This window comes from Kitasatospora sp. NPDC001309 (assembly GCF_042896295.1).
GTDB lineage: Bacteria > Actinomycetota > Actinomycetes > Streptomycetales > Streptomycetaceae > Kitasatospora.
Window position 1 is genome coordinate 97,403 of sequence record NZ_JBIAXC010000006.1, and the last position, 24,881, is coordinate 122,283.

Below are 24,881 nucleotides of genomic sequence, written 5' to 3' on the forward strand. Positions count from 1 at the left end.
GAAGCCCGGACACCCGGCCGGGGAACGCGCTACTCTCACACGATCGGTGGTCGCCCTGAGTGCCGAGCAGCACACCCAGGGCGACCCCGCCCTGCTCACAGCTGCCGCAGCAGCATCCCGGGTTGCTCGACGCAGTCCGCCACGAACCGCAGGAACCCGCCCGCCGTCCCGCCGTCGCAGACCCGGTGGTCGAAGGTGAAGGACAGCTGCGTCACCTCGCGCACCGCCAACTCCCCGCCGTGCACCCAGGGTTTGGCCACGATCCGGCCGACCCCGAGCATCGCCGCCTCCGGGTGGTTGAGGATCGGGGTGGACCCGTCCACCCCGAACACCCCGTAGTTGTTCAACGTGAAGGTGCCACCGGTCAGTTCGGCCAAGGTCAGCGACCCGGCGCGCGCCGCCCCGGTCAACCGTCCCAGCTCCTCGCCGAGTTGCTCGGTGCTGCGGGTGTGCGCGTCCCGGACCACCGGGACGACCAGTCCGCGTTCGCCCTGGGCGGCGAAGCCCAGGTGCACCGCCGAGTGCCGCACGATGCCCGAACCGTCCTCCGTCACACTGGAGTTGAGCTCGGGGAAGCGGGCCAGCGCGACCGTGCAGATCCGGGCCAGCAGCGCCAGCACGCTCACCTTCGGGCCCGGGGCGGCGTTCAACTGCCGCCGCAGTGCCATCAGTTCGGTGGCGTCCGCATCCACCCAGCAGGTCGCGGCCGGGATCTCCCGGTGGCTGCGGCCGAGCTTCTCGGCCACCGCCTTGCGCAGCCCGCGCAGCGGGACGACCGTGTCCGGCCCGGCCGGTACGGGCGGGGCGACCGCCGCAGCGGCCACCGGGCCGGCCGCCTTGGCCGCGACCGCGCGTTCGACGTCCGCCCGCATGATCAGGCCGTCCGGCCCGCTCCCGGCGAGCGCGGTCAGATCGACCCCCTGCTCCCGGGCCAGCCGCCGCACCAACGGCGAGATCACCGGCACCACGACCGGAGCCACCAGCACCACCGGCGCCACCACAGCCGCAGCCGCAGCCGCAGCAACGGGAGCAGCGGGAGCAACCGCACCGACCCGGCGCCGCCGCCCGCCCTTGCTCTCGAGCACCCCGTACCCGACCAACGGCCGCTCGACCTCGGCGACAGCGGCAACGACACCGGCAGCGGCGAGCTCCTCGCCCACACCCGCCGGCGACGCCACCGCGACCGTCACCAGCGGCGCGCCCACGGCGATCTCCTCGCCCTCCGCGCCGTACCGCGCGGTGACCACCCCGCCGTACGGGCAGGGCACCTCCACCACGGCCTTGGCCGTCTCCACCTCCACCACCGGCTGGTCGACGGCGATCACCTCGCCGACCTCGACCATCCAGCGCACCACCTCAGCCCCGGTGAGTCCCTCACCGAGGTCGGGCAGCCGGAACTCCCGTACGACGGGCATCATCCTCGGTCCTCCCACTGCAGCCGGGCGACCGCGTCCAGGATCCGGTCCACCCCGGGTAGGTGGTGGTGCTCCAGCATCGGCGGCGGGTACGGGATGTCGAAGCCGGTGACCCGCAGCACGGGCGCGGCCAGGTGGTGGAAGCAGCGCTCGGTGACCCGGGCGGCGATCTCCGCGCCGGTGCCGCCGAAGCCGCTGGCCTCGTGCACCACCACGGCCCGGCCGATCGAGCGCACCACCCGGGTGACCGTCTCGTCGTCGAAGGGCACCAGGGTGCGCAGGTCGAGCACCGCGAGGTCCCAGCCCTCCGCCTGCGCGGCCTCGGCCGCCTCCAGGCAGACCGGCAGCGAGGGCCCGTAGGTGATCAGCACCGCGGAGGTGCCGGTGCGGCGCAGCGCGGCCCGGCCGATCGGCTCGACCGGCGCGGCCGGGTCGAACCCGTCCTTGCCCCAGTAGAGCCGCTTGGGCTCCAGGAAGACCACCGGGTCGTCGGAGGCGATCGAGGCGCGCAGCAGCCCGTAGGCGTCGCCGACCGTCCCGGGGGTGACCACGTGCAGGCCGGGGGTGCTGGTGTAGTACGCCTCGGAAGCGTCGCTGTGGTGCTCGACGCCGCCGATGCCGCCGCCGTACGGGATGCGTACGGTGATCGGCAACGGGAGCTTGCCGCCGGTGCGGTTGCGCATCTTGGCGACGTGCGAGAACAGCTGCTCCAGCGCCGGGTAGGCGAAGGCGTCGAACTGCATCTCGACCACCGGGCGCAGCCCGTACATCGCCATGCCGATCGCGGTGCCGAGGATGCCGGCCTCGGCGAGCGGGGTGTCCAGGCAGCGGTCGGGGCCGAACTCGGCGGTGAGCCCGTCGGTGATCCGGAAGACCCCGCCGAGCGCGCCGACGTCCTCGCCGAGCACGTGCACGGTGGGGTCCTCGCGCAGGGCGTCCCGCAGCGCGGAGTTGAGCGCCTGCGCCATCGACGCCGTGCGGGCGGTACCGGCGGCAGGGGCGGAAACAGCGGTGGACATCAGTGCTGCACCTCGGCTTCGGCGGCCAGCTCGGCGGCCAACTGGGCTGCCTGCTCGCGCAGTTGCGGGGTCGGCTCGGCGTAGACATGGGTGAACAGGGCCATCGGGTCGAGCTCCGGGTCGGCGTGGAACTCGGCCCGCATCCGGGCCGCCAGCGCCTCCGCCTCGTCGGCGGCGTCCTGCACCAGCCCGTCGTCCAGGACGCCGAGTCCGCGCAGTGCGCGGTCCAGCAGCAGGATCGGGTCGTGCTCCCGCCAGGCCTCCACCTCGGGTTCGGTGCGGTAGCGGGTGGCGTCGTCGGCGTTGGTGTGGGCCTCGATCCGGTAGGTGAGGGCCTCGATCAGGGTCGGGCCCCCGCCGGCCCGGGCCCGCTCGACGGCCTCGCCGAGCACCGCGTGCACGGCGGGCGCGTCGTTGCCGTCGACCAGCCGCCCTGGCATGCCGTAGCCGACCGCCTTGTGGGCGAGGCTGGGTGCGGCGGACTGCGCGCTGAGCGGGACGGAGATCGCGTAGCCGTTGTTCTGCACCAGGAAGACGACCGGCGCCCGCAGCACGGCGGCGAAGTTCAGCGCCTCGTGGAAGTCGCCCTCGCTGGTGCCGCCGTCGCCGAGCATGGCCAGCGCGACCACCGGTTCGCCGCGCAGCCGGGCGGCGTGCGCCAGTCCGACGGCGTGCGGGGCCTGGGTGCCGAGCGGGGTGCAGAGCGGGGCGGTCCGGCTGGCGCGGGGGTCGTAGCCGGTGTGGGCGTTGCCGCGCAGCAGGGTCAGCGCCTCCAGCGGGTCGACCCCGCGGGAGACCACGGCGAGGGTGTCGCGGTAGCTGGGGAACAGCCAGTCGCGTTCGCCGAGCACCAGGGCGGCGGCGACCTGGCAGGCCTCCTGCCCGGTGGAGGCCGGGTAGACGGCGAGGCGGCCCTGCTTGGTCAGGGTGGTGGCCTGCTGGTTGTAGCGCCGGCCGACGACGAGTCGCCGGTAGAGCTCGCGCAGCAGCGCCGGGTCCTGCTTCTCCAACGCGGGGGTGCCGAGCACCCGGACGGGGGAGACGTCCGGGAGAAGGGGGGCCGGATCCGTGCGCGGAGCGGTGGCCCCGGGCATCCAGCCGGGCACACCGGTGTGGTGTCTGTGGTCGAGAACGGTCATCTCGGGGCACCTCCAGGGGTGGCGGGGGCTCCCTACCGATTGTTCGGTCGTCTGTTCATCTTGACCAGAAGCGTGACAAGGTGGTGGACATTCGGCCCGAGCGGCGGTCGACTGGTGGCAGTGTGTCCAATCGGCGAGGGTGGGGGGTCATGTCGGCTGAACAGATGTCCAGACTCGACCGGGTCGACCGGGCGATCCTGCGGCTGCTGCAGCAGGACGGTCGAGCCTCGATCCGCTCGGTGGCCGAGCGGGTGCACGTGTCCCGGGCGAACGCCTACGCCCGGATCTCCAGGATGGTCGAGGACGGCATCATCCGCGGCTTCACCGCCCGGGTGGACCACGAACGGGCAGGTCAGGGCGCGTCCGCGTACATCACCCTGAAAATCGTCCAGAACTCCTGGCGCACCGTGCGCGAGCAGCTGCTGGCGCTGCCCGGGGTCGCCCACATCGCCCTGGTCGGCGGGGACTTCGACGTCCTGCTGCTGGTGCACACCGCCGACAACCACGCCCTGCGGGACCTGGTCCTCAACCGGATCCAGTCCATCCCGCAGGTGCTCGGTACACAAACCATGCTGGTGTTCGAGGAGACCGACCAGGTGCCCCCCGACTAGGGCCTGTCCGGCGGGTCAGCGCGCCCGCAGCCCGTCGAAGGCCAGGTGCACCACGGCGTCCGCGACCCCGTCGGCCGCCTTCAACCCCGGCCGGTACCACTCCACGATCGAGTTGATCATCCCGAACAGCAGCCGGGTGGCCAGCCGCGGCTCCACGTCCCCGCGCAGCGAGCCGTCCGCGACGGCCGCCCGCACCAGCTCCGCCACCTGGTGGTCGAAGTCCCGCCGCCGCTCCAGCGCCCACAGCTCGGTGGCCGTGTTGCCGCGCACCCGCAGCAGCAGCGTCACGTACGGCAGCTCCGCCAGCAGCACCTCCGCGGTGCGCCGCACCACGTGCTCCAGCCGCTCCACCGCCGGGCCCGCCACCGCCTCCGGCTCGGCCAGGATCGCGAACAGCCCGTCCAGCGCCCGCCCGACGGCCAGCCGCAGCAGCTCCTCCTTGCCGCGGACGTGGTGGTAGATCGAGGACTTGGAGATCCCGGCCGCCCGGGAGAGGTCCTCCATCGACGTGCCGTCGTATCCGCGCTCGTTGAACACGTCGACGGTCACCGCGAGCAGTGACTCGACGGTGTAGGCGGTGCGCGTGGTGTGATCGGCCATCCTCCGAGTATCCCCGGCCGCCGGGCGGGGTACGCGATCGGGTCCGGCCGGTCCGCTCCGGAGGGAGCCGGTCCGCACCGTCCGGAGCCGGTCCACACCGGCCGGAGCTGGTCCACACCATCCGGAGGGGGGACCGCCTAGAATCTGCGGACGATCGTCCACGTCCAGCAGGCTGGGGTCCGCAGCTGATGAACGCAATACCGGCAGTCTCCTCCGACCTGCCCGAGGACGTGCCCGACCAGCGCGGCGAGGACCCGGCGGGCGTCACCCCCACCTGGCAGGACCGCGCCCGGGCCCTGGTGGTGCGGTTCGGACCGGCCGTGTGGTGCTACGCCGTGCTCAAGCTGGTCGGCTTCACCGTCTTCATGAAGCTGCTCTCCTTCTCCGGCGACTACGCGAAGAAGCCGGCCCGTTTCGGCGGCGGCACCAACCCCTGGGACGTGCTGGCCAGCTGGGACGGCTGGTGGTACCAGCAGGTCGCCCAGTTCGGCTACCACCCGGCGCTGGTCCCGATCCCGGGCGGCCAGCCGGGCTTCACCATCGAGCAGAACTCGGCGGCCTTCTTCCCGCTCTACCCCGGCCTGATGCGGCTCACCTCGGACGTCACCGGCCTCGGCCTGTACGGCGCCGGGATGCTGGTCTCGGTGCTGGCCTCGCTGTTCGCGGCGGCCGGGATCTACGCCGTGGTGGAGAAGCTGTCCGGCCCCCGGGCGGGCGTGATCGCGGCCGGGATCTGGGCGATCGCCCCCGGCTCGGGCGCCGAGTGGGCCGTCTACTCGGACTCGCTGTTCGTCGCGCTGGCCGCCTGGGCCTGCTACTTCACGATGACCAAGCAGTGGGTCGCGGCCGGGGCGGTCACCCTGGTCGCCGGGCTCAACCGGCCGACCTCGGCGGCGCTGATCGGCGCCGTCGGCCTGGCCGCGCTGGTCGAGCTGTACCGCCGGGAGAGCGGGGTGCTGCGCCCGCTGGCGGCGATGCTGCTGGCCCCGCTGGGCCTGCTCGGCTACGTGGCCTGGGTGGGCTGGCGGACCGGCGAGTGGGGCGGCTACTTCCGGATCCAGCACGACGCCTGGCTGCACTACTTCGACGGCGGCCAGGGCACCTGGCAGGCGATCCGCGGCGTGCTGCTGGGGCGGGGCGACTACCCCTTCGCGTTCCCGGTGCCGGACCTGCTGGCCACCCTGATCGTGTTCAGCCTGCCGGTGCTGATCGTGCTGCTGGTCCGGCTGCGCCCGCCGCTGGTGCTGACCGCCTACACCCTGGCCACGATCGTCTCGGTGCTCGGCAGCCTGGGCATCTTCGGCAACGTCTCGCGCTACCTGCTGCCGGCGTTCCCGCTGTTCATCGCGCTGGCGGTGGGGATGCGCAAACTCAGCTGGCCGGTGCTGGCGACGGTCCTGGGGACGGGTGCGATCGCCTCGGGCTGGTACGCCGGGTTCGTGATCTTCGAGCTGGGCGTGCCGTAGACCGGTCCACCCGGTCGCACGACCGGTCCACCCGAGCGCACGGGGGCGGTGTCCTACGGGACCCGCCCCTTCCCCGTTCCCGGCGGAATCCGTCCCCCACGCCCTCTTGAGCCGACCGATCGTTCGGTTACCCTGTGACGTGTCCCGTCCTCCCCTCTGAGGAGCGCACAGATGCCCGCAGCGGTCACCCACCCCCTCGTCGGCGAGCTGGTCGAGCGCCACCAGGCCACCCTGGACGCCGCGCTCGCCGCCGCCGCGACGCGCGACTACTGGTCCGCCTACCCCGAGTTCCCGAAGGCCTACGGCGAGAGCGGCCCGGCCGACGGCAAGGCCGCCTTCGACGCCCTCCTCGGCCGGCCCTTCGTCCTCGACGGCCACCCCGGCGACGGCGACCAGGTCGGCGGCGAGGTCTCGCCGTACGGCATCGAGCTGGGCATCACCTACCCGCACGCCGGCCCGGACGCCCTGGTCGCCGCGCTCGACGCCGCCCGGCCCGGGTGGGCCGCCGCCTCCCCGCTGGAGCGCGCCGCCGTCTGCCTGGAGATCCTGCGGCGGATCAACGCCCGCTCCCACGAGTTCGCCCAGGCCGTCATGCACACCACCGGCCAGGCCTACGGGATGGCCTTCCAGGCCGGCGGGCCGCACGCCCAGGACCGCGGCCTGGAGGCCGTCGCCTACGCGTACGCCGAGCAGACCCGGCTGCCGCGGCAGGCCGGCTGGACCAAGCCCCAGGGCAAGCGCGAGCCGCTGGTGATGACCAAGGACTTCACCGTCGTCCCGCGCGGCCTCGCGCTGCTGATCGGCTGCAACACCTTCCCCACCTGGAACGGCTACCCGGGCCTGTTCGCCTCGCTGGCCACCGGCAACCCGGTGCTGGTCAAGCCGCACCCGCGGGCCGTGCTGCCGCTCGCGCTGACCGTCGCGATCGCCCGCGAGGTGCTCGCCGAGGCCGGCTTCGACGCCAACCTGGTCTGCCTGGCCGCCGAGCACGAGGGCGGCACCGTCGCCGCGACCCTCGCGGTCCGCCCCGAGATCCGGATGATCGACTACACCGGCTCCACCGCCTTCGGCGACTGGCTGGAGGAGAACGCCAAGCAGGCCCAGGTCTACACCGAGAAGGCCGGCGTCAACGCGGTCGTCATCGACTCCACCGACGACTACAAGGGCATGCTGGGCAACCTGGCCTTCGCCCTCTCGCTGTACAGCGGCCAGATGTGCACCACCCCGCAGAACGTGCTGATCCCGCGCGGCGGCATCGGCACCGACCAGGGCGACAAGTCCTACGACCAGGTCGTCACCGACCTCGCCGCCGCCATCGAGGGCCTGCTCTCCGACGACGCCCGCGCCGCCGCCATCCTCGGCGCCGTGGTCAACCCGGGCGTGCTCCAGCGCTCGGCCGCCGCGGCCGGCGGCGAGTACGGCGAACTCGCCCTCGCCCCGCGCGCGGTGGTCTCGCCCGACTTCCCCGGCGCGACCGTCCGCACCCCGGCGCTGGTCAAGCTCGACGCCGACAAGCCGGACGACCGCGCGGTGTTCCGCACCGAGTGCTTCGGCCCGGTCTCCTTCGCCGTCGCCGTCGAATCCACCCCCGCCGCCGTGGAGTTGCTGCGCACCACGGTCCGTGAGAAGGGCGCCATGACGGCCTCCGGCTACACCACCTCGCCCGAGGTGGAGGCCCTGCTGGTCGAGGCCGCGCTGGACTCCGGCGTCTCGCTCTCGCTCAACCTCACCGGCGGCGTCTACCCCAACCAGACCGCCGCCTTCTCCGACCTCCACGGCACCGGCGCCAACCCGGCCGCGAACTCCGCGTACTGCGACGGCGCCTTCGTCGCCAACCGGTTCCGCACCGTGGAGATCCGCCGCCACAGCTGAGCCGGCGGGGCCGTCCCGCCCCCGCCCGCACCCCCGGTCCCCCGGTCGGCCACCCGCCACCGGGGGACCGGCGGTTCACAGCTCCACCGGCGCCCGCGATGATGGAGGCTGGGAGAACGCCGGGGACGGCGTAACCGCCCTCCGAACAACGGGAGCTGATACATGGCCGTGAAGCCGACCGAAACCGATGTCGTCATCGTCGGCGCCGGACCGACCGGACTGCTGCTGGCCGGCGACCTCGCCGCCGCCGGGGTCGGCGTCACCGTCCTGGAGAAGCGCGGCACGGAGTCCAACCTCACCCGGGCCTTCGCCGTGCACGCCCGCACCCTGGAGCTGCTGGACGCCCGGGGCCTGGCCGACGAGCTGATCGCCACCGGCCGCCCGCTCAGCGGGCTCAGGATGCTGAACAAGGTCGGCATCGACCTCAGCACGCTGCCCAGCCGCTTCCCGTTCGTCCTGATCACCCCGCAGTACAACGTCGAGCGGGTGCTCCAGGAGCGCGCCGAACGGGCCGGCGCCGTGATCCTGCGCGGCGCCGAGGTCACCGGGCTGCGCCAGGACGCCGAGGCGGTCACCCTGGAGACGGCCGACGGGCAGAGCCACCGGGCCCGCTACGCGGTCGGCACCGACGGCGTCCGCTCCGCCGTGCGCGAGCTGCTCGGCATCGAGTTCCCCGGCGAGTCCGTGGTCGACTCCGTGATGCTCGCCGACGTCCGGCTGGAGCGCGAGCCCGCCGACGCGATCGCCGTCGGCGCCAACAAGGCCGGCTTCTCCTTCGTCGCCCCGTTCGGCGACGGCTGGTACCGGGTCATCGCCTGGGACCGCAACGAGCAGCAGGCCGACGGCGCCACCCCCACCCCCGAGCAGCTCACCGCGATCGTCCAGGCCACCCAGGGCGAGGACTACGGCCTGCACGACGTGCGCTGGAGCTCCACCTTCCACAGCGACGAGCGCCAGGCCCCCCACTACCGCTCCGGCCGGGTCTTCCTGGCCGGCGACGCCGCCCACTGCCACTCCCCGGCCGGCGGCCAGGGCATGAACACCGGCCTCCAGGACGCCGCCAACCTCTCCTGGAAGCTCGCCGCCGCCGTCCGCGGCCGGGCCACCGACGCGCTGCTGGACACCTACCAGGCCGAGCGGCACCCGGTCGGCAGGACGGTGCTGCGCACCTCCGGCGCACTGATCCGGATCGCCCTCGCCGAGTCCGCCCCCACCCGCGCCCTGCGCGGGGCGCTCACCGCGATCGGCGGCCACCTCGACCTGCTCACCGAGCGCGGCGCCCGGATGGTCTCCGGCATCGAGATCGCCTACCCCGCCCCCAAGGGCGCCCACCCCCAGGTCGGCAAGCGCGTCCCCGACCTCCGGCTGACCTCCCTCAGCAAGCCCGCCGACGGCGAGCCGGCCGGGCCCGAGCGGCTCTACGAGGCGCTGCGCGCCGGGAAGTTCGTCCTGGTGAGCAATGACGAGCTGGCCGCCACCGCGCCCTGGGCGGACCGCCTGGTCTGCGCCGCCCCGGCCGACCCGCACGGCAAGCTGGCCGACACCGTGCTGCTGATCCGCCCGGACGGCTACGTCGCCTGGGGTGCCGTGGACCCCGGCCAGCGCGAGCTGCGCGAGGCCCTCGCGGACTGGCTGGGCGCCCCCGCCGAGGACTGACCGGGGCACCGCGACGAAGGGTCGGCGGGCGCGGCACGGACGCCGCCCCCGCCGACCCTTCGTTCGGTCGTCGGTTAGGGCCTGTCCGGCGGATCTTGCCAGGCGCGCGACGCCGGGCATCCCGCCTGGACGCACGCCCGAATCGCCCAAGTACGTCCAGTACGAGGCCGACTCGGGCGCACGCCCAGCCGGGCGCCCAACGCCGCGCGCTGATCTGCCAAGATCCGCCGGACAGGCCCTAACCCCGCGCCTTCACGTAGTGCCGCGCCGCCTTCGCCCGGTTCCCGCAGACCGCCATCCGGCACCACCGCCGGCGCCCGTTCTGCGAGGCGTCGAAGAAATGCAGAATGCACGCCTCGTGTGCGCACTGCTTCACCCGGTGGGCGCCCTGTCCGAGCAGCGCGAGGAAGTCGTCGGCCGCCAGCCAGGGTGCCAGCCACTCCGGCCGGTCGGCCTCGACCCGCTCCTCGGCCCCGCCCGGCCCGGCCGTCCGCCGGATCCGTCCGTGCGCCAGCACCGCGTCCAGCCCGGCCCGCGCCCGCTCGCCCAACTCGCCCCGCTCGCGGGCGTCCTGGGCCGCGAGCAGGACCGCCTCGCGGGTCTGCCGGATCGCCGCCAGTCCGGCCGCGTCGGCCGGGCAGCGCTCGGTCAGCCCGTTCGAGGAGAGCCAGATCCCGTACTGCTCCACGTCGGTGAGCGCGTCGTTGACGGGCGTTCCGGACCAGCGGGTGTTGAGCAGGTCGAGGGCGAGCGGCTCGCCGGTCAGCGGTCGGTGGTCCCTCGGGTCCGGCATCAGGTCAGTCATCGCTCTCCCTCGGCTCGGCCCGATTCTACGTCCGCTCCCGCACCGGGAATTGGTGTGGACCGTTCCCGGAACAGCGGCCATTCACTGTATGGAACGCCCGGATTTCCGGCCCTCCACAGTTGACTGTTTTTTAGCAACGAATTGCCGGACCATGATCCACCGCACCGATCCGCTCTGACATGTTCTAGCCAGCGTTCCTGAACCCCTCGGGACGCCTTGCCCCTTGCCGGCTCCCCACAGCCGGCCGGAGGAGGATCCGTTGCGTCACCGTTCCCTCGCCATCGCCGCGGCGATAGCCGTCCTGCCGCTGACCGCCGTCTCCCTCGGCGTCGCCACCGCACAGGCCGCCACCCCGCACGCCGCCCCGCGCGTCGCCCTGCCGAACACCGTGAACCCCGCGGTGGCCCACTCGGAGAAGAAGGGTGACGTCCCGGCCGAGCAGCAGATCTCGGTGGCCGTCAGCCTCAAGCTGCGCGACTCCGCCGGGCTGGACCGCTTCCTCGCCGCCGTCGCCACCCCCGGCACCCCGGAGTACGGCACGTACCTGACGCCGGAGCAGTTCAGCGCGCGGTACGCGCCCACCCAGCAGGCCGTCGACCAGGTCAAGGCCTACCTGACCGCCCAGGGCCTGACCGTCGGCGACGTCAGCGCCAACCGCCAGGTGGTCAACGCCCACGGCACCGCCGCGCAGGTCTCGCAGGCCTTCGGCACCCACGAGAGCTCGTACCTCGACCCGCAGCAGCAGCGCACCTTCTTCGCCAACGACGGCGCCGCCTCGATCCCCGCCGAACTGGCCTCCGTGGTCCAGGGCCTGAGCGGCCTGGACAACCACGCGGTGCGCAAGGGCCGGATCGCCGCCCCGCACTCGGTGACCCCGAACGCCGCCACCGCCACCCCGAAGGGCATGGCCCCGGCCCAGTACCGGGGCGCGTACAACCTGGACAAGACCGGCGCCGACGGCACCGGCACCACGGTCGCCCTCTGGGAGTTCGACGGCTACAAGTCCTCGGACCTGACCACCTACGACTCCCAGTACGGCCTGACCGGCCCGGCCGTCACCACCGTTCCGGTGGACGGCGCGAACTACGACTCCTCGCCCGGCCAGGGCGAGGGCGAGGTCGAGCTGGACAGCGAGATCGTCCGCGGCGCGGCCCCCAAGGCCACCCAGCTGCTCTACGAGGCCCCGAACAGCGACCAGGGCGAGATCGACATGGCCAACAAGATCGTGGCCGACAACAAGGTCTCGGTCATCTCGATCTCCTGGGGCACCTGCGAGCCGGACACCACCGCCTCCTCGATGACCGCCGTCGACAACGCCTTCAAGCAGGCCGCCGCCCAGGGCATCTCGGTCTTCTCCGCCTCCGGCGACGACGGCTCCAAGGACTGCACCCGCTCCGCCAGCGGCGCGAGCGTCACCTCGGTCGACTTCCCGGCCTCCAGCCCGCACCAGACCGGCGTCGGCGGCACCAACCTCCAGGTCACCGGTGGCAACGGCTACTCCTCGGAGAGCGCCTGGAGCACCGCCGGCGGCGGCGTCTCCACCGTGTTCGGCAAGCCGAGCTGGCAGACCGGCACCGGCATCGGCGGCACCATGCGCACCGTCCCGGACGTCGCCTCCAACGCCGACCCGCAGAGCGGCTTCGCGATCTACACCGGCGGCGGCTGGAACGTCTACGGCGGCACCAGCGCGGCCGCGCCGCTGTGGGCCGGCTACGCCGCCCAGGTCAACCAGAAGGCCAAGGCCGCCGGGCAGCCCGCCCTCGGCGAGGCGAACCCCAAGCTGTACGCGGTCGCCAACAGCAGCAGCTACGGCAGCACCTTCCACGACGTGACCACCGGCGCCAACCAGGACTTCTCGGCCGGCACCGGCTACGACCAGGTCACCGGCTGGGGCACCCCGGTCGCCGACGCCCTGACCACCGCCCTGCTCGGCGGCGGCAGCACCGGCGGCACCACCCCGCCGACCGGCGGGGGCTGCACCGCCGCCCAGCTGATCGGCAACGGCGGCTTCGAGACCGGCACCGCCGCCCCGTGGAGCACCTCCTCGGGCGTCGTCGACAACGGCACCTCCGAGCCGGCCCACTCCGGCAGCTGGAAGGCCTGGCTGGACGGCTACGGCAGCGCCCACACCGACACCCTGTCGCAGACCGTCACCGTCCCGGCCGGCTGCGCCTCGGCGACCCTCACCTTCGCGCTGCACATCGACACCGCGGAGACCGGCTCCACCCCGTACGACACGCTGACCCTCCAGGCGAACGGCACCACCGTGAAGACCTGGTCCAACGTGGACGCGGCCGCCGGCTACGTGCAGCAGACCGTGGACCTGACCTCCTTCGCCGGCCGTAGCGTGACCCTCAAGTTCACCGGCACCGAGGACGGCTCCAACCAGACCAGCTTCGTGATCGACGACGTCGCCCTGAACGTCAAGTGATCACCGGCCGGTAGCACCACGTAGACCCCCGCCGGGGCGGCGCCGTCAGGGCCCGCCCCGGCGGTGTCCGTTTGCGCCCGGTTCCGCACCGTTCCCGACGTCGCGTTCCGGCCGTGTTTCCGAACTGTTTCAAGATCGCTAACCATCCGGTCCACCTGCTGTGACCACTGTCATCCGCACGACTGATGACGTAGCCTCTCGACGGTGCATAGGGTTCCCCAAAGCTCGGTGAAGCCGCTCACAGCGCGCCCCGGCGCCGGTCCGGTGCCACCGAATCCACCTGGTGGGGAGGTTCACCGCATGGCCGCACAGCAGCCTCAGGACGCCGCGCGGCTGCGGCTGGTCGGATCGCGTACGGAGCGCCCCGACCCGCCCGTCCAGGCGCCCGCCCCGACCCCGGGGCCCCCGGCGCCGTCCGCCGGCCGACCGGCCCCGGCCGGCGGCTTCGCGGACGCCCTGCACCTGGCGATCGAGGCCAGCGGCCTCAGCCTGGACCGGATCCGCGCCGCACTCGCCCAACGCGGCGTCAGGGTCAGTGTCACAACGCTCAGTTACTGGCGCCGCGGCCGCAGCCAGCCCGAACGGGCCAGCTCGCTGCGCGCCGTCCACCTGCTGGAGGAACTGCTCGGCCTGCCGCACAGCGCGCTCTCCTCACTGCTCGGCCCGCCCCGCCCGCGCGGCCGCTGGGCCGCCGCCGCCAACACCCTCCACCTCGGACTGGAGGACGTCTGGCCGGGCGAGCAGGAGATCGCCGAGATCTTCGCCGAACTGGACGCCCCGCCGGCCGGCGAGCTGGAGCGGCTCAGCATCCACGACTCGTACTACGTGGACGCCGAGCGGCGCGCCAACCTGCTGCGGATGCGCCAGGTGGTGCGCGCCACCGTCGGCGGCGTCGGCCGCTGCCTGGTCGTGCACAAGGCCGACGAGGAGGCCACCGGCTGCCCGGAGATCACCTCGGTGCGGCACGGCCGGCTGGGCCGGGTCCGCCGCCGCCCGGAGGTCGGCCTGACCGTCGCCGAGCTGATGCTGGACCGCCCGCTCGGGCTCGGCGACAGCACGGTCTTCGAGTACGAGGTGGAGATCCCGCCCGGCGGCCCGACCATGGAGTACAGCCGCCGCTTCGCCACCACGGTGCGCGAGTACGTGCTCCAGGTGCACTTCGACCCGGCGGCCGTCCCGGTGCACTGCGAGCGCTACGACCGCGAGCCGGGCGCGGACGTCGACCACCGCCGCGAGCAACTGTGGATCGGCGCCTCGGCGAGCGCCCACGTCCTGGCCCCGGACCAGCAGCCCGGCCACATCGGCATCCGCTGGGAATGGCCCTAGGCACCACCGCACCACCGAAGCCCACCGGAGCCCCGTCGGACCACCAGGTCCGGCGGGGCTTCCGCGTCCCCTCCCGGAAACCTGACCCCTTCAAGCCACTCCATCGGTTGACGCTCCATCATCTAACCCATAACCTCATTAGTACCGGTTAGGCAGTCGCCCCGCCGGAACCCACCGGGAGGGACCAGGCATGTCCGGCACCACCGCACTCCGCACCCTGCAGACCGGCCACGTGGGCCTCAACGTCACCGACCTCGACCGCTCGGTCGACTTCTACCGGACCGTCCTCGGCCTCGAACTCACCCACCGGGGCACCGACCCCGAACGCCGCTACGCCCTGCTCGGCCGCGACGGCCGCCTGGTGGTCACCCTCTGGCAGCAGAGCACCGGCACCTTCCCCACCACCACCCCCGGCCTGCACCACCTCTCCTTCGAGGTGGCGGACCTCGACGAGGTCCGCGCCACCGAGGAACTGCTGCGCACCCTGGGCGCCGAGTTCGCCTACGACGGCGTCGTCCCGCACAGCGAGGGCTCCGCCTCCGGCGGCGTCTTCTTCACGGACCCGGACGGCATCCGGCTGGAGGTCTACACCCGCACCGGGCTGGCCGACACCGCCGCCGAGGCCCCCCACGCCGACGCCCCGACCTGCGGCTTCTTCTAGGCAACGGGATGACCGCCACCAGCACCCCCTACCACCCCGGCGAGCGCAGGGCCCAGGCCCGCGCCGGAGTGACCGAGCGGGCCGACCACGCGGGCCGGTCGATCCGCAGCACCGTCCCGGCCGTGGCCGCCCGCTTCCTCACCGAGCGCCGGACGCTGGTGGTCGGCGCCGCCGACCAGGACGGCCGGGTCTGGGCCACCCAGCTCTCCGGCCCGGCCGGCTTCCTGCGGGCCCCGGACGAGCACACCGTGACGATCGCCGCCCACCCGTCCGAGGCCGACCCGCTGGCCGCGGCCCTGGCCCGCCCCGCCCAGCTCGGCACCATCGCCCTGGACCCGGCCGGCCGCCGCCGGATGCGGCTCAACGGCCGTTCGGTGCCGGACGGCCGGGGCGGGCTGGTGGTCCGTGCCGAGGAGGTGGTGTCCAACTGCCCGAAGTACATCCAGCGCCGCAGCCCGCTGGACCGCCCGGGCGCGGGCGCGCCCCGCACGGTCGCCGACGGGCCGGTCCTGACCACGGCCCAGCGGCTGACCGCGGCCACCGCCGACACCTTCTTCATCGCCACCTGTGGACCCGACGGCCGGGTGGACGCCTCGCACCGCGGCGGCTTCCCCGGCTTCCTGGAGGCGGTGGCGCCGGACACCGTCCGCTGGCCCGAGTACCGCGGCAACAGCATGTTCCTGACCCTCGGGAACCTGGAGCTGGACCCGCGGGCCGGACTGCTGCTGCCCGACTGGGAGACCGGCGGGGCCCTGCTGATCACCGGCGAGGCCCGCACCGACTGGTCCGAGGAGGCCCGGCGGGCCGCCCCCGGCGCCGAGCGGATGGTCGAACTGACCGTCACCGGGGTCCGGGAGATCGCCGACGCCACCCCGCTGACCTGGACCGATCCCGAGTACTCGCCCGCCAACCCGCACTGACCACGGGTCAGTTCCGTACGGGCCCCCGACCGAAGGCCGGGGGAGGGGCCTCACCCGTCCGGCGCAATCCGCCGCGCCGCACCCAGCCCGCTCTGGGACCTTTGGTTCCCGATGACACGCGGTCGGACCGGGACGGGCACTCCTGTCCCGCCGTCAGGCGCGCCGACCAGGAAAGAGGCGGGGCATGACCCTCACCGACGGCCCCTCACCGCTGATGGAGTTCACCGAGGTCGACCCCGAGGAGGACTGCATATGCGGCGGCTGCAACGCCCGCCGCCGTGCCCGGCTGCACGCCGCCCCGGTCCACGAGGGCGGGCACGCCGCGGCCCGCAGCACCCGCCGCCGGGCCGCCGTCCTGGTGGCCGCCGTCGGCACCGCGATAGGCGGCGGCACCGCCGCCGCGGCACCCGCCCCCGGCCCCACCCCGGGCGGCAGCAGCACCGCCCAGCCCCCGCGGACCCCGCAGGGCGAGGTCAGCGGCCTCTACGGCCAGGACCCCGGCGCCCGCTCCGCCGCCCCGCAGCCCGCCGCCCAGCCCGTCACCCGGGCCCGGATCATCCAGCGCGCCCAGGCCTGGGTCGACCAGGCCGTGCCGTACGGCATGGGCCGCTACTGGTCGGACGGCTACCGCCAGGACTGCTCCGGCTTCGTCTCGATGGCCTGGGGCCTCGGCAGCAGCCAGACCACCTGGACCCTGCCGAACTTCGCCGAACGGATCGACCGCAACGACCTCCAGCCCGGCGACGCGCTGATCTACAACAACCCGGCCAACCCCCAGGCCGGCTCGCACGTGACGATCTTCGGCGGCTGGACGGACTCCTCCCGCACCCGGTACGTCGCCTACGAGCAGACCTCCCCGGGCACCAGGAAGCGCTCCACCCCGTACGCCTACTGGAACAACTCCGGCTCCTACCTCCCGTACCGCTACACCGGCCTGTCCGGCGGCAGCAGCGACGGCACCGGCAGCACCGACGCCTTCCCCGGCGCGCAGGAGTTCGGCCCCGGCGCGGACAACGGCTACGTCACCAGGCTCGGGCAGCTGCTGGCGCAGCGCGGCGGCGCCCGCTTCTACGCCGAGGGCCCCGGCCCCCGCTGGGGCGAGGCCGACCGCAGGGCCACCCAGGCCTTCCAGCTCGCCCAGGGCTGGCGCGGCGGCGAGGCCGACGGCATCCCGGGCAAGGACACCTGGGACTTCCTGGTCCACCACAAGGGCCACGACATCGACGCCGGCACCCCGCCGCCGTCCCCCTGAGGCCCCCGCGGTCGCGGCACCGCCCGGGCGCCGCGCCTCAGCGCCGGCCCGACATCCAGTGGAACAGCCCCATCGCCACGCTGGTCGCCAGGTTGAAGCTGGACACCCCCGCCTGCATCGGCACCGCGACCAGCCGGTCGGCCCGCTCCTTGAGCTCCGCCGACACCCCGTGCCGCTCGGTGCCGAAGGCGAGCAGCGCGTCGTCCGGGAACGGCAGGTCCCGGATGTCCGTGCCCTCCGGGTCCAGCACGTACAACGGCCCGGCCGGCAGCTCCGGCAGGTCCACCCGCTCCACCGCGGTGGCGAAGTGCAGTCCCGCGCTCCCGCGCAGCACCGTCGGGTGCCAGGGGTCCAACTCGCCCGTGGTCACCACCCCGGTCGCCCCGAACCCGGCCGCCAGCCGGATCACCGCCCCGACGTTCCCCAGGTTCCGCGGATTCTCCAGCACGACCACCGGCGCCCGCCGCGGCAGCCGCCCCAACGCCTCCCGGTTCGCGGCCACCGACGGCCGCGCCGCCAACCCGACCACCCCGGTCGGATGCAGCCGCGGCGCCAGCCCCCGCAGCCGCTCCTCGGCCACCTCCACCGCCAGCGCGTCCAGCGCCGGGACCACGTCCGGCGCCAACTCCCCGGCCAGTGCCAGCAGGGCCCCCCGGTCGGCCGTCAGCACCCGCCGGACCTCGCCCCCGAACCGCAGCGCGTGCTTCAGCGGGTGGAACCCGTCCAGCAGCACCGCGCCCCGCTCGGCCGCCCGCCAGTCCCGCACCAGCTCGTCGTCCATGCCGCTCACTCTCCCACCCCCGGCTCCCCGGGCCGCCCGGCGGCGGCGATCACCTCGTCGAACCCGAGCGGCACCCCCACCGGGCCGCCCTCGGCGGCCAACCCGGCCAACGCGAGATCCAGATGCCGGTGCACCAACGCCCCGTCCGCGTCCAGCGCGGCCAACGCCCCCGGCAGCGGCCGGGAGACCCGGACGCAGAGCAGCACCAGATCCCCCATCCCCACGTCCGCCCGGATCTTGCCGGCGTCCCGGGCCGCCCGCAGCAGTCCCTCCACCGCCATCACCGCACCCCGCCGGGCGGCCACCAACTCCCCGTCCACCACCAGCCGTTCGAGCAGCACCACGATCGCCGCCCCCATCCGCAGATCGGCGGCCGCGTGCACGAACCGGCGCAGCGCCCGGTACGGATCGTCCTCCGCCCGCCGCGCCTCCTCCGCCGCCCCGGTGAGCCGGCCCAGCAGATCGGTGACCAGTGCCCGCACCAAGGCCTCCCGGTCGGGGAAACGCCGGTAGAGCGTGCCCGGCCCGACGCCCGCCCGCCGGACCACCGCGTCCAACGGGGCGTCCGGCCCGCGCTCCAGGAACACCTCGCAGGCGGCGTCCAGGATCCTGCGCCGGCTGCGTTCCGCGTCGGCCCTCATCCACCACTCCCTAACCGGAGAACTTCTCTCCCCCTATGCTAGCGTCCAGCCAAACGGAGAAAAACTCTCCGCCTATCGCCCTCCCCGAGGAGCGCCACCATGCCCACCACCACCCCCCTCACCGTCCACACCGCACTCGACGGCGTCCCCCAGCCCCGCGAAGCCGTCCTCGCCTGGGAGCTCGACCGCGCCCGCGCCGCCCTGCACCTGCTCAAGCAGCGCCTCGGCGACGACCGGATGCGCGAACTCCTCACCCCCGACACCGCCGAGGCCGACGCCGCCCTCACCACCTGGGCCCACGCCTCCCGGGGCCGCTGGCGCACCGCCGTCACCGAACTCACCGCCACCGGCATCGACGCCACCCGGTTCCTCGCCTGGTGGCAGGGCCGCCTCCGGGCCGGCGACCGCACCGCCCTGCTCGCCGCCAACCCCGAGCACTACCTCGCCGACTCCACCGCCGACCGCGTCGAGATCATCGAAACCCTCGGCACCACCCCGACCCGCTTCTTCCTCCGCTTCCACGACGACGTCCCCGTCCCCACCACCTTCCCCACCCACATCGCCGGCACCGGCACCCTCGCCGACGGCACCGAGATCCTCCGCGTCCTCCACGAGTTCGCCGACACCCCCGCCGGCCTCCGGATCCGCCTCACCGTCCAGTTCCCCGAGGCCGCCCCCGACCACCTCCCCACCGGCCACCAGTGGCACTTCGCCTGCGAGTTCACCAACTGGCTCCGCGCCGCCCACACCGCCGCCTGACCCCGGACCCCGAGCGGGCGCGCAGGGCCGGAGCCCGCGCGCCCGCACGAGGAAACCCACCCCGCCCCCGGCCCCCTACCGCTTCTCCTTCTCCGAACTCCCCCGCAGATTCTCCGAACTCCCCCGCAGAGCCCGCTCCAGATCCCGCAGGGCCACCCCCACCAACCGGGTCCCGGCCCGCACCACGTCCCCCTGCACCCCCGCCCCCGCTCCCTCCCCCAGGCCCTCCTCCAACCGCACCTGCGCCTGTCGCACCGCCCCGAACTCCACCGCCCGCCCCGTCAGCAACGCCCCCGCCGCCAAGGCCGTCGCCAACCGCAGCTCCTCCGCGTACTCCGCCGCCCCCGGCACGGGCTCCGCGTCGGCCGCCGGCAGATGGGCCTCCAGCAGCACCGCCGCCCGCCCCAGGTGCCCCACCGCGGCCCGCGCCCGGTCGATCTGGCGCCGGGTCACCCCGCTGAGCCCCGACTCGTGCCGCCCCGGCTCCGCATCGGCCCGCTGCATCGCCTGCAACAGCTCCGACCGCGCCTCCCGCGAGTCCAGCAGCGCCGCCCGCACCGCCCGCCCCCGCGGCGCCGCCGGATCCTCGTAGCAGTCGACCACCGCCGCCGCGTACCGCCCGGCCGCCGCCAGCCACTCGGCGAGCCGCTCCCCGAGCCGCGCGGTCTGCCAGGTCGGGAACAGCGCGTACGTCAGCAGCGCCAGCGACCCCCCGAGCAGCGTCAGTCCGACCCGCTCGAAGGCCGTGACCAGCGGATCCCCGGCCTGCAGCCCGAGCAGGAACACCACGTACGAGGAGATCCCGACCGTCGTCAGCGCGTACCCCGTCCGGAACGCCAGGTACGCCCCGCCGATGCACAGCACCGCCAGCGAGGCCAGCACCCACTCCCCGGGATGGGCCAACTGCACCACCAGCGTCGAAACGGCGACCCCGACCACCGTCCCCGCCAGCCGGGCGACCCCCCGGCTGTAGGTCTGGGCGAAGTCGGGCCGCATCACCATCGCCGCGGTCATCGGCGCCCAGTACCCGTGGTGGAACCCGGCCAGCCGGGCCAGCAGGTAGGCGGCGGTGACCACCCCGGCGAGCCGGACGGCGTGCTGGAAGATCGCCGACCGCGGCCGCAGCTGCCGCCGTACGGCCCGCAGCGCGACCGGCAGCATCCGCGAGATCGACGGCTTGTGCAGCGCCCCGCCGGCGCCGACCACGGGCGTGGTGATGGTGTCCTCGTCGTTGCGGTCCAGGGTGTCCGCGGCCTTGCGCAGCAGCCCGCCGAGCCGCCGGGCGGAGCGCCGGGCCGCCCCCTGCAACTGCGCCCCCTGGTCCGGCCGGACCAGGGTCAGCGCGGGCGCCGACCGGGGGAGCCGGACGGGGTCGCCGGTGCGGACGGCCCGGGCGAGGGCGTCCATCACCTCGGCGGCGGCCGCCAGCACCTCCCGGGCCCGGTCGCGTTCCGGCCCCTCCTCGGGGGCGCCGACCTTGGGGTCGGCGAGCGCGGCGAGAGTGGGGCGGATGCGCTCGGCGATGCCGCGCAGGCCGCGCAGTTCGGGCGGCCGGTGGCGGTCCTGCCAGGGGGTGACGGCGGAGGCGTGCCGGGCGGTCATGAACGGTTCCGGGTCCACGTGCGCGGTCGGGTCCTGGCGCAACCGGCGCGCGTAGTCGGCGAGTTCGGCGAAGGTGTCGGCGAGCGCGGCCCGTTGGGCGCTCCAACTGCCGATCGGCCACAGGGTGATGACGACGGCCTGGGCGACGCCGCCGAGCGCGGCGACCAGTCCGTGGCCGAGCGCGGCGGCCGCGCTGACCGGGAGTTGGACCACGATCAGCATCACCGAGAGGGTGTTCGCGGTGACCACTCCGGCGGTGGGGCCGATCGCCCAGGCGAGTCCCGCGCCGAAGGCCCACACCGCGAGCAGCACCGGGAACAGCCCGTACACCCCGGCGGCGAGGTAGCCGAGGAAGGTGCTGATCCCGAGCCCGACGCCGGCCGCGACGGCCAGACTGGCGCGGGGCCGGAAGCTGCGCTGGAAGGTGGCCGAACCGGCGATGAACGCGCCCATCGCGGCCGAGGTGGCGAGCCCGACCCCGCCGAGGGCGAGCGTGGGGAAGAGCACCAGCGCCACGGCGACCGCCCCGCGCAGCGCGCGCTTGGGATCGGTGAGCGCCCGGTCGAGGGTGAGTCCGGTCCGCGCGGTGTCACGAAGGGCGGCGAACCAGGACATACCGCCATCCTAGGCTGCCGTCGGCCCCGACCTCCGCCACCGCTGCCCGAGCCGCCCCAGCCGCGCCGCCGCCCACAGCAGGGCCCCCGTCGGCAGGAACACCGCGTCCGCCGCGACCATCGCGAGCGAGAACACCGGCAGCCCGAGCACCACCGCGATCCCCAGGTGTTCCAGCATCAGGACCGCCAGCAGCGCGTTCTTGACCCGCCGGTTGAGCAGCGTGAACGGGAACGCGACCTGGAGGACCACCGTGCCGTACGAGATCAGGAAGACCGGCAGCAGCGCCGAGCCGACCAGCGCCGACAGCCCCGGCCAGGGCGCGAAGTAGTCCAGGTGCAGCGGGTAGTACAGCGCCGTGCCGTCCTGCCAGCGCGAGCCCTGCACCTTGTACCAGCCGGCCGTGGCGTAGACCAGCACCACCTCGGTGGCGATGACCAGCATCGCGCAGTTGTGCACCATGTTCGCCAGCGCGTCGAGCACGGCCCGCGGCTCGCCCGCCGGCCGCAGCCGGCCGAGCGTCCACCAGATCCCGGCGACCGCCCAGAGCCCCCAGAACAGCGGCGCCCAGCCGAGGTACGGGAAGGCCGGCCCGGTCCAGGTGAGGCTGTCCCCGGAGAAGTCGCCGGCCTGACAGACGGCCAGCACCGCGCCGAGCAGGGCCCAGAGCACCACCCCGCCCCGCCCGGGCCGGGCCCGGCGCGCGTCCAGCGACCAGACCTCGGCGCAGCGGGTGAAGACCAGGTAGACGGCCATCAGGTGAACGACGTTGTCGCCGCCGTCGCCGAGCAGGACGTCGCGGTTCTGCAGCGACAGCACGGTGACCAGGAACAGGACGGTGCTCGCCCTGGTCCGCCAGCCCAGCAGCACCGCCAGGGCGGCCAGCAGGGCCAGGTGGTAGACCAGTTCGAACCAGAGCCGCCCGCCGAACCAGGGCAGCACGGTGAACGCCCCGTCGTCGGCCAGCAGCCGCTGGGCGAGCTCCATCGACCAGGGCGAGCGGTCGCCGTACAGCACCCGCCGGTTGGGCCACTCGCGCAGCAGGTAGGCGAGCCAGACCAGCCCGAAGCCGATCCGCACCGCCGCGGCCTGGTGCCGTCCGAGCGCCCGCCCGGTGAAGGCCTCCATCGCCCGCCCGAGGGCGGCGACCGGCCGGCGCGGCGCCGCGCCCGGCCCGGGGACCGCCGGGGCGACGGACGGTCCGCCCTGCCGCGGCACGCCGTCCAGCAGCGGCACGCCGTCCAGCGGCCGCGGCACCACCGGCCCGCCCGCCACGGTCGGCGCCGCAGGGTCCACGCCCGACGCCACGGGCTCCACCGCCCCCTCGTTCACCCCAGCCCCCGGTAGTCCTCGTCCCCGACCGGCCACCACGGCAGCTCCCGCACCCTGGGCGCGGGCGGCGCGGCCTCGCCGCTCCAGGACGGCGGCGGCACGGTCGCCGTGGTCGCCCGGAACTGGATCTCCAGCACCCGCTCGCCGTCCACCTCCCGGCCGATCCGCTGCAACGCGATCCGCTTGAGGTACTGCTCGGCGAGCCGGCCGCGCGAGTTGGTCGGCTTCCCGTCCTGGGCGTCGTGGGAACCGTCGTAGAAGTCCCAGGCCCGGCGCAGCAGGTTCTGGTCGACGTGGCTGGGCGCCGGGTTGCCCCGGATCGCCGCGATGTCCTGCGCGGTCAGCCCGGTCCAGTCATGGGTGCGGGTGGCGCCGCCGTCCGCGACGGTGCGCACCCGGGCGTCCACGTCGACGTTCTGCTGCAAGGGGTTGGGGGCGAACAGCTTCCAGTTCTGCTCGAACTCCGGGTAGACGATCCCGTCGACCTCGTCCCGGTACTGCCGGGACAGCGTGTTGGCGGGGGCGACGTGCAGGAACACCGCGGCGAGGAACAGCCCGGTGGCGCTGACCAGCACCGCGGCGGCCAGGCCGAGGACGAGCTGCGCGGGCGTCGACCAGACCCTCCCCGGGGCGGCCCGGTCCGTGCTGCCCGTCATGGCCTCCCCGCCCGGTCGGCGCGCCGCCGGCCGGTACCGGCGCGTCGCGCGCCCATCCTGCCCTACCCGTCCCCGGGCGGGCACCGCGAGGTTCCGGAGGTCCTACAGGACGAAGGCGGCCTGGCCGGTGCTGCTGACCATCGGACGGCCGGCCCCCTCCCAGGCGTACATCCCGCCGTCCACGTTCACCGCTTCCCGGCCCTGCTGCACCAGGTACTGGACGACCTGCGCCGAGCGGCCGCCGACCCGGCAGAGCACGTACAGCTTCTCCTCCGGCAGCTCGCCGATCCGGGCGATCACCTCGCCGATCGGGATGTGCAGCGCGCCGTCCACGTGGCCGGCGTCCCACTCGTCCTGCTCGCGCACGTCCAGCAGGGCGGCATCGGCCGGCACGGAGGCGGCGTCGGTGGAGGGGATCTGCGCGAACATCGTGGGGCTCTCCTGGGCTCGGTGCGGGTCGGTGGAGTCGGTGGGGCCGGTGCCATTGTCGCCCACCGCCGTCGGCCGGTGGGCCGGATCCGGGGTGCCGAGCAGCCGCTCCAGCTCGGCCTGCTGTGCGGCGGCCTTGGCGAGCAGCTCCTCGGCGAGCTGCTCCAGCAGCCGGTCCGGGTCCTGCGGGGCGAGGGCGAGCAGCTGGCCCATCGGGGTCTGCTCCAGCCGGACCTGCTCGGTGGCGGTCTCGGTGATCTTGGCGGTCAGCCAGTCCAGCCGGCGGCGCAGCCAGCCCAGCCGGTCGGGGGAGTCGACGGCGGGCGCGGCCTCCGGCGCGGTGGACCACTCGGCGGCGAGGCCCTCCAGCACGGCGGCGTCCCCGTAGGCGTAGGCCTCGTTCACCCGGACCAGGAAGTCCGCCCGGCGCTGCTGCTCGCCGGGGTCGGTGGTGAGGTCGGGGTGGGCGCGGCGGACCAGCTCGCGGTAGATCCGCTGGGCCTCCTTCCCGGGCCGCACCCGGGCGGGCGCGGCGGGCGGCGGCGGGACGGCCTCCTCCGCGCCCTCCGCGGACTTCTCCCGTACGGAGTCGAACAGCGCGTCCAGGTCCGGCAGCTCCTCGACCCGCTGCCGGGCCTCGGTGGCCCGCCGCCGGTCCTCCGGGTCCCCGGTGCGGGCCGCGACGGCCTCGGCGACCAGCGCGTCGAGCTCGTCCAGCCGGGCGTAGAGCGGGCCGAGCAGCTGGTGGTGGATCAGGGCGAAGTTGTCGATCTCGACCCGCAGCGTCTGGACGTCCACGTCCATGCTGAGCCAGGCCAGCTCGGCGGCGGCGACCCGCTCCTCCAGCTCCTGCTGCTCCGGGTCCGTCCAGCGGGCGGGGCTCTGCGCGGTCACGA

At 74.4% G+C, this 24,881-nt stretch carries 21 protein-coding genes; 10 read left to right on the forward strand and 11 right to left on the reverse strand.

The window, feature by feature from the left end; translation table 11 throughout:
* Positions 1-95: 95 nt before the first annotated feature.
* From ACFY2K_RS08345 to pdhA, 3 genes are read right to left on the reverse strand one after another with little or no spacing between them, the layout of a single operon-like run.
* On the reverse strand, positions 96-1,415 hold the full coding sequence (locus ACFY2K_RS08345; RefSeq protein WP_387710435.1) for a dihydrolipoamide acetyltransferase family protein: 1,320 nt from the start codon (positions 1,413-1,415) through the stop codon (positions 96-98).
* A complete protein-coding gene (locus ACFY2K_RS08350) occupies positions 1,415-2,434 on the reverse strand; it encodes an alpha-ketoacid dehydrogenase subunit beta (protein WP_380526137.1) in 1,020 nt (339 codons plus the stop codon). Before ACFY2K_RS08350 ends, ACFY2K_RS08345 begins: the two co-directional genes overlap by 1 nt.
* Positions 2,434-3,573, reverse strand: a complete 1,140-nt coding sequence (gene pdhA, locus ACFY2K_RS08355; protein WP_375891913.1) for a pyruvate dehydrogenase (acetyl-transferring) E1 component subunit alpha — start codon at positions 3,571-3,573, stop codon at positions 2,434-2,436. Before pdhA ends, ACFY2K_RS08350 begins: the two co-directional genes overlap by 1 nt.
* A 149-nt stretch (positions 3,574-3,722) precedes the next feature.
* On the opposite strand from pdhA, the gene ACFY2K_RS08360 reads away from it, so the two are divergent.
* The gene (locus ACFY2K_RS08360; protein WP_375891912.1) at positions 3,723-4,184 is read left to right on the forward strand and encodes an Lrp/AsnC family transcriptional regulator; all 462 of its coding nucleotides are present in this window, start codon (positions 3,723-3,725) and stop codon (positions 4,182-4,184) included.
* A gap of 15 nt (positions 4,185-4,199) precedes the next feature.
* Here ACFY2K_RS08360 and ACFY2K_RS08365 read toward each other — a convergent pair whose 3' ends face one another.
* A complete protein-coding gene (locus tag ACFY2K_RS08365; RefSeq protein ID WP_375891910.1) occupies positions 4,200-4,784 on the reverse strand; it encodes a TetR/AcrR family transcriptional regulator in 585 nt (194 codons plus the stop codon).
* Between the two features lie 188 nt (positions 4,785-4,972).
* Between ACFY2K_RS08365 and ACFY2K_RS08370 the strand changes: the two genes are divergently transcribed.
* The 3 genes from ACFY2K_RS08370 (at position 4,973) to ACFY2K_RS08380 (ending at position 9,778) form a co-directional block, all read left to right on the forward strand.
* Positions 4,973-6,250 carry a glycosyltransferase family 39 protein gene (locus ACFY2K_RS08370; RefSeq protein WP_380592959.1) on the forward strand — a complete coding sequence of 426 codons (1,278 nt, stop codon included), beginning with the start codon at positions 4,973-4,975 and terminating at the stop codon, positions 6,248-6,250.
* 171 nt (positions 6,251-6,421) lie between these two features.
* Complete coding sequence (gene paaN / locus ACFY2K_RS08375) at positions 6,422-8,122, forward strand: phenylacetic acid degradation protein PaaN (RefSeq protein WP_375891907.1); 1,701 nt, start codon at positions 6,422-6,424, stop codon at positions 8,120-8,122.
* A gap of 162 nt (positions 8,123-8,284) precedes the next feature.
* Positions 8,285-9,778 (forward strand): FAD-dependent monooxygenase, encoded by a 1,494-nt coding sequence (locus ACFY2K_RS08380; protein ID WP_375891905.1) that lies wholly within the window; start codon positions 8,285-8,287, stop codon positions 9,776-9,778.
* Positions 9,779-10,016: 238 nt separating this feature from the next.
* Here ACFY2K_RS08380 and ACFY2K_RS08385 read toward each other — a convergent pair whose 3' ends face one another.
* Positions 10,017-10,583, reverse strand: a complete 567-nt coding sequence (locus ACFY2K_RS08385; RefSeq protein WP_375891903.1) for a CGNR zinc finger domain-containing protein — start codon at positions 10,581-10,583, stop codon at positions 10,017-10,019.
* 259 nt (positions 10,584-10,842) lie between these two features.
* On the opposite strand from ACFY2K_RS08385, the gene ACFY2K_RS08390 reads away from it, so the two are divergent.
* The 5 genes from ACFY2K_RS08390 (at position 10,843) to ACFY2K_RS08410 (ending at position 17,173) form a co-directional block, all read left to right on the forward strand.
* Entirely contained in the window at positions 10,843-13,014 is a 2,172-nt protein-coding gene (locus ACFY2K_RS08390) for a protease pro-enzyme activation domain-containing protein (RefSeq protein ID WP_387710349.1), read from the forward strand.
* Between the two features lie 300 nt (positions 13,015-13,314).
* Positions 13,315-14,340, forward strand: coding sequence for an XRE family transcriptional regulator (locus ACFY2K_RS08395; RefSeq protein WP_375891899.1), 1,026 nt, complete (start codon positions 13,315-13,317; stop codon positions 14,338-14,340).
* A gap of 190 nt (positions 14,341-14,530) precedes the next feature.
* Positions 14,531-15,001 carry a VOC family protein gene (locus ACFY2K_RS08400; protein WP_380592967.1) on the forward strand — a complete coding sequence of 157 codons (471 nt, stop codon included), beginning with the start codon at positions 14,531-14,533 and terminating at the stop codon, positions 14,999-15,001.
* Between the two features lie 8 nt (positions 15,002-15,009).
* Positions 15,010-15,921, forward strand: a complete 912-nt coding sequence (locus ACFY2K_RS08405) for a pyridoxamine 5'-phosphate oxidase family protein (RefSeq protein WP_380592969.1) — start codon at positions 15,010-15,012, stop codon at positions 15,919-15,921.
* Between the two features lie 184 nt (positions 15,922-16,105).
* Complete coding sequence (locus ACFY2K_RS08410; protein WP_380532289.1) at positions 16,106-17,173, forward strand: peptidoglycan-binding protein; 1,068 nt, start codon at positions 16,106-16,108, stop codon at positions 17,171-17,173.
* A 37-nt stretch (positions 17,174-17,210) separates the two neighbouring features.
* Here the strand turns inward: ACFY2K_RS08410 and ACFY2K_RS08415 are convergent, their stop codons facing one another.
* Together ACFY2K_RS08415 and ACFY2K_RS08420 are read right to left on the reverse strand one after the other, a co-directional pair.
* Complete coding sequence (locus tag ACFY2K_RS08415; RefSeq protein WP_387710352.1) at positions 17,211-17,954, reverse strand: TrmH family RNA methyltransferase; 744 nt, start codon at positions 17,952-17,954, stop codon at positions 17,211-17,213.
* A gap of 5 nt (positions 17,955-17,959) precedes the next feature.
* Positions 17,960-18,595, reverse strand: a complete 636-nt coding sequence (locus ACFY2K_RS08420; protein ID WP_387710354.1) for a TetR family transcriptional regulator — start codon at positions 18,593-18,595, stop codon at positions 17,960-17,962.
* Between the two features lie 99 nt (positions 18,596-18,694).
* Here ACFY2K_RS08420 and ACFY2K_RS08425 point away from each other — a divergent pair, with 99 nt between their 5' ends.
* Positions 18,695-19,354 carry a hypothetical protein gene (locus tag ACFY2K_RS08425; RefSeq protein ID WP_380532296.1) on the forward strand — a complete coding sequence of 220 codons (660 nt, stop codon included), beginning with the start codon at positions 18,695-18,697 and terminating at the stop codon, positions 19,352-19,354.
* Positions 19,355-19,429: 75 nt separating this feature from the next.
* On the opposite strand, the gene ACFY2K_RS08430 is transcribed toward ACFY2K_RS08425, so the two are convergent.
* The 4 genes from ACFY2K_RS08430 to ACFY2K_RS08445 all read right to left on the reverse strand — a co-directional run bounded on the left by ACFY2K_RS08430 (position 19,430) and on the right by ACFY2K_RS08445 (position 24,879).
* Positions 19,430-21,571: an FUSC family protein gene (locus ACFY2K_RS08430; RefSeq protein ID WP_375891888.1), complete on the reverse strand. Its 2,142-nt coding sequence runs from the start codon at positions 21,569-21,571 to the stop codon at positions 19,430-19,432.
* 9 nt (positions 21,572-21,580) lie between these two features.
* Positions 21,581-22,885: an HTTM domain-containing protein gene (locus ACFY2K_RS08435; RefSeq protein ID WP_387710356.1), complete on the reverse strand. Its 1,305-nt coding sequence runs from the start codon at positions 22,883-22,885 to the stop codon at positions 21,581-21,583.
* Positions 22,886-22,896: 11 nt separating this feature from the next.
* On the reverse strand, positions 22,897-23,556 hold the full coding sequence (locus tag ACFY2K_RS08440; RefSeq protein ID WP_380593205.1) for a DUF5819 family protein: 660 nt from the start codon (positions 23,554-23,556) through the stop codon (positions 22,897-22,899).
* 102 nt (positions 23,557-23,658) lie between these two features.
* A complete protein-coding gene (locus tag ACFY2K_RS08445; protein WP_375891884.1) occupies positions 23,659-24,879 on the reverse strand; it encodes a rhodanese-like domain-containing protein in 1,221 nt (406 codons plus the stop codon).
* Positions 24,880-24,881: the final 2 nt, after the last annotated feature.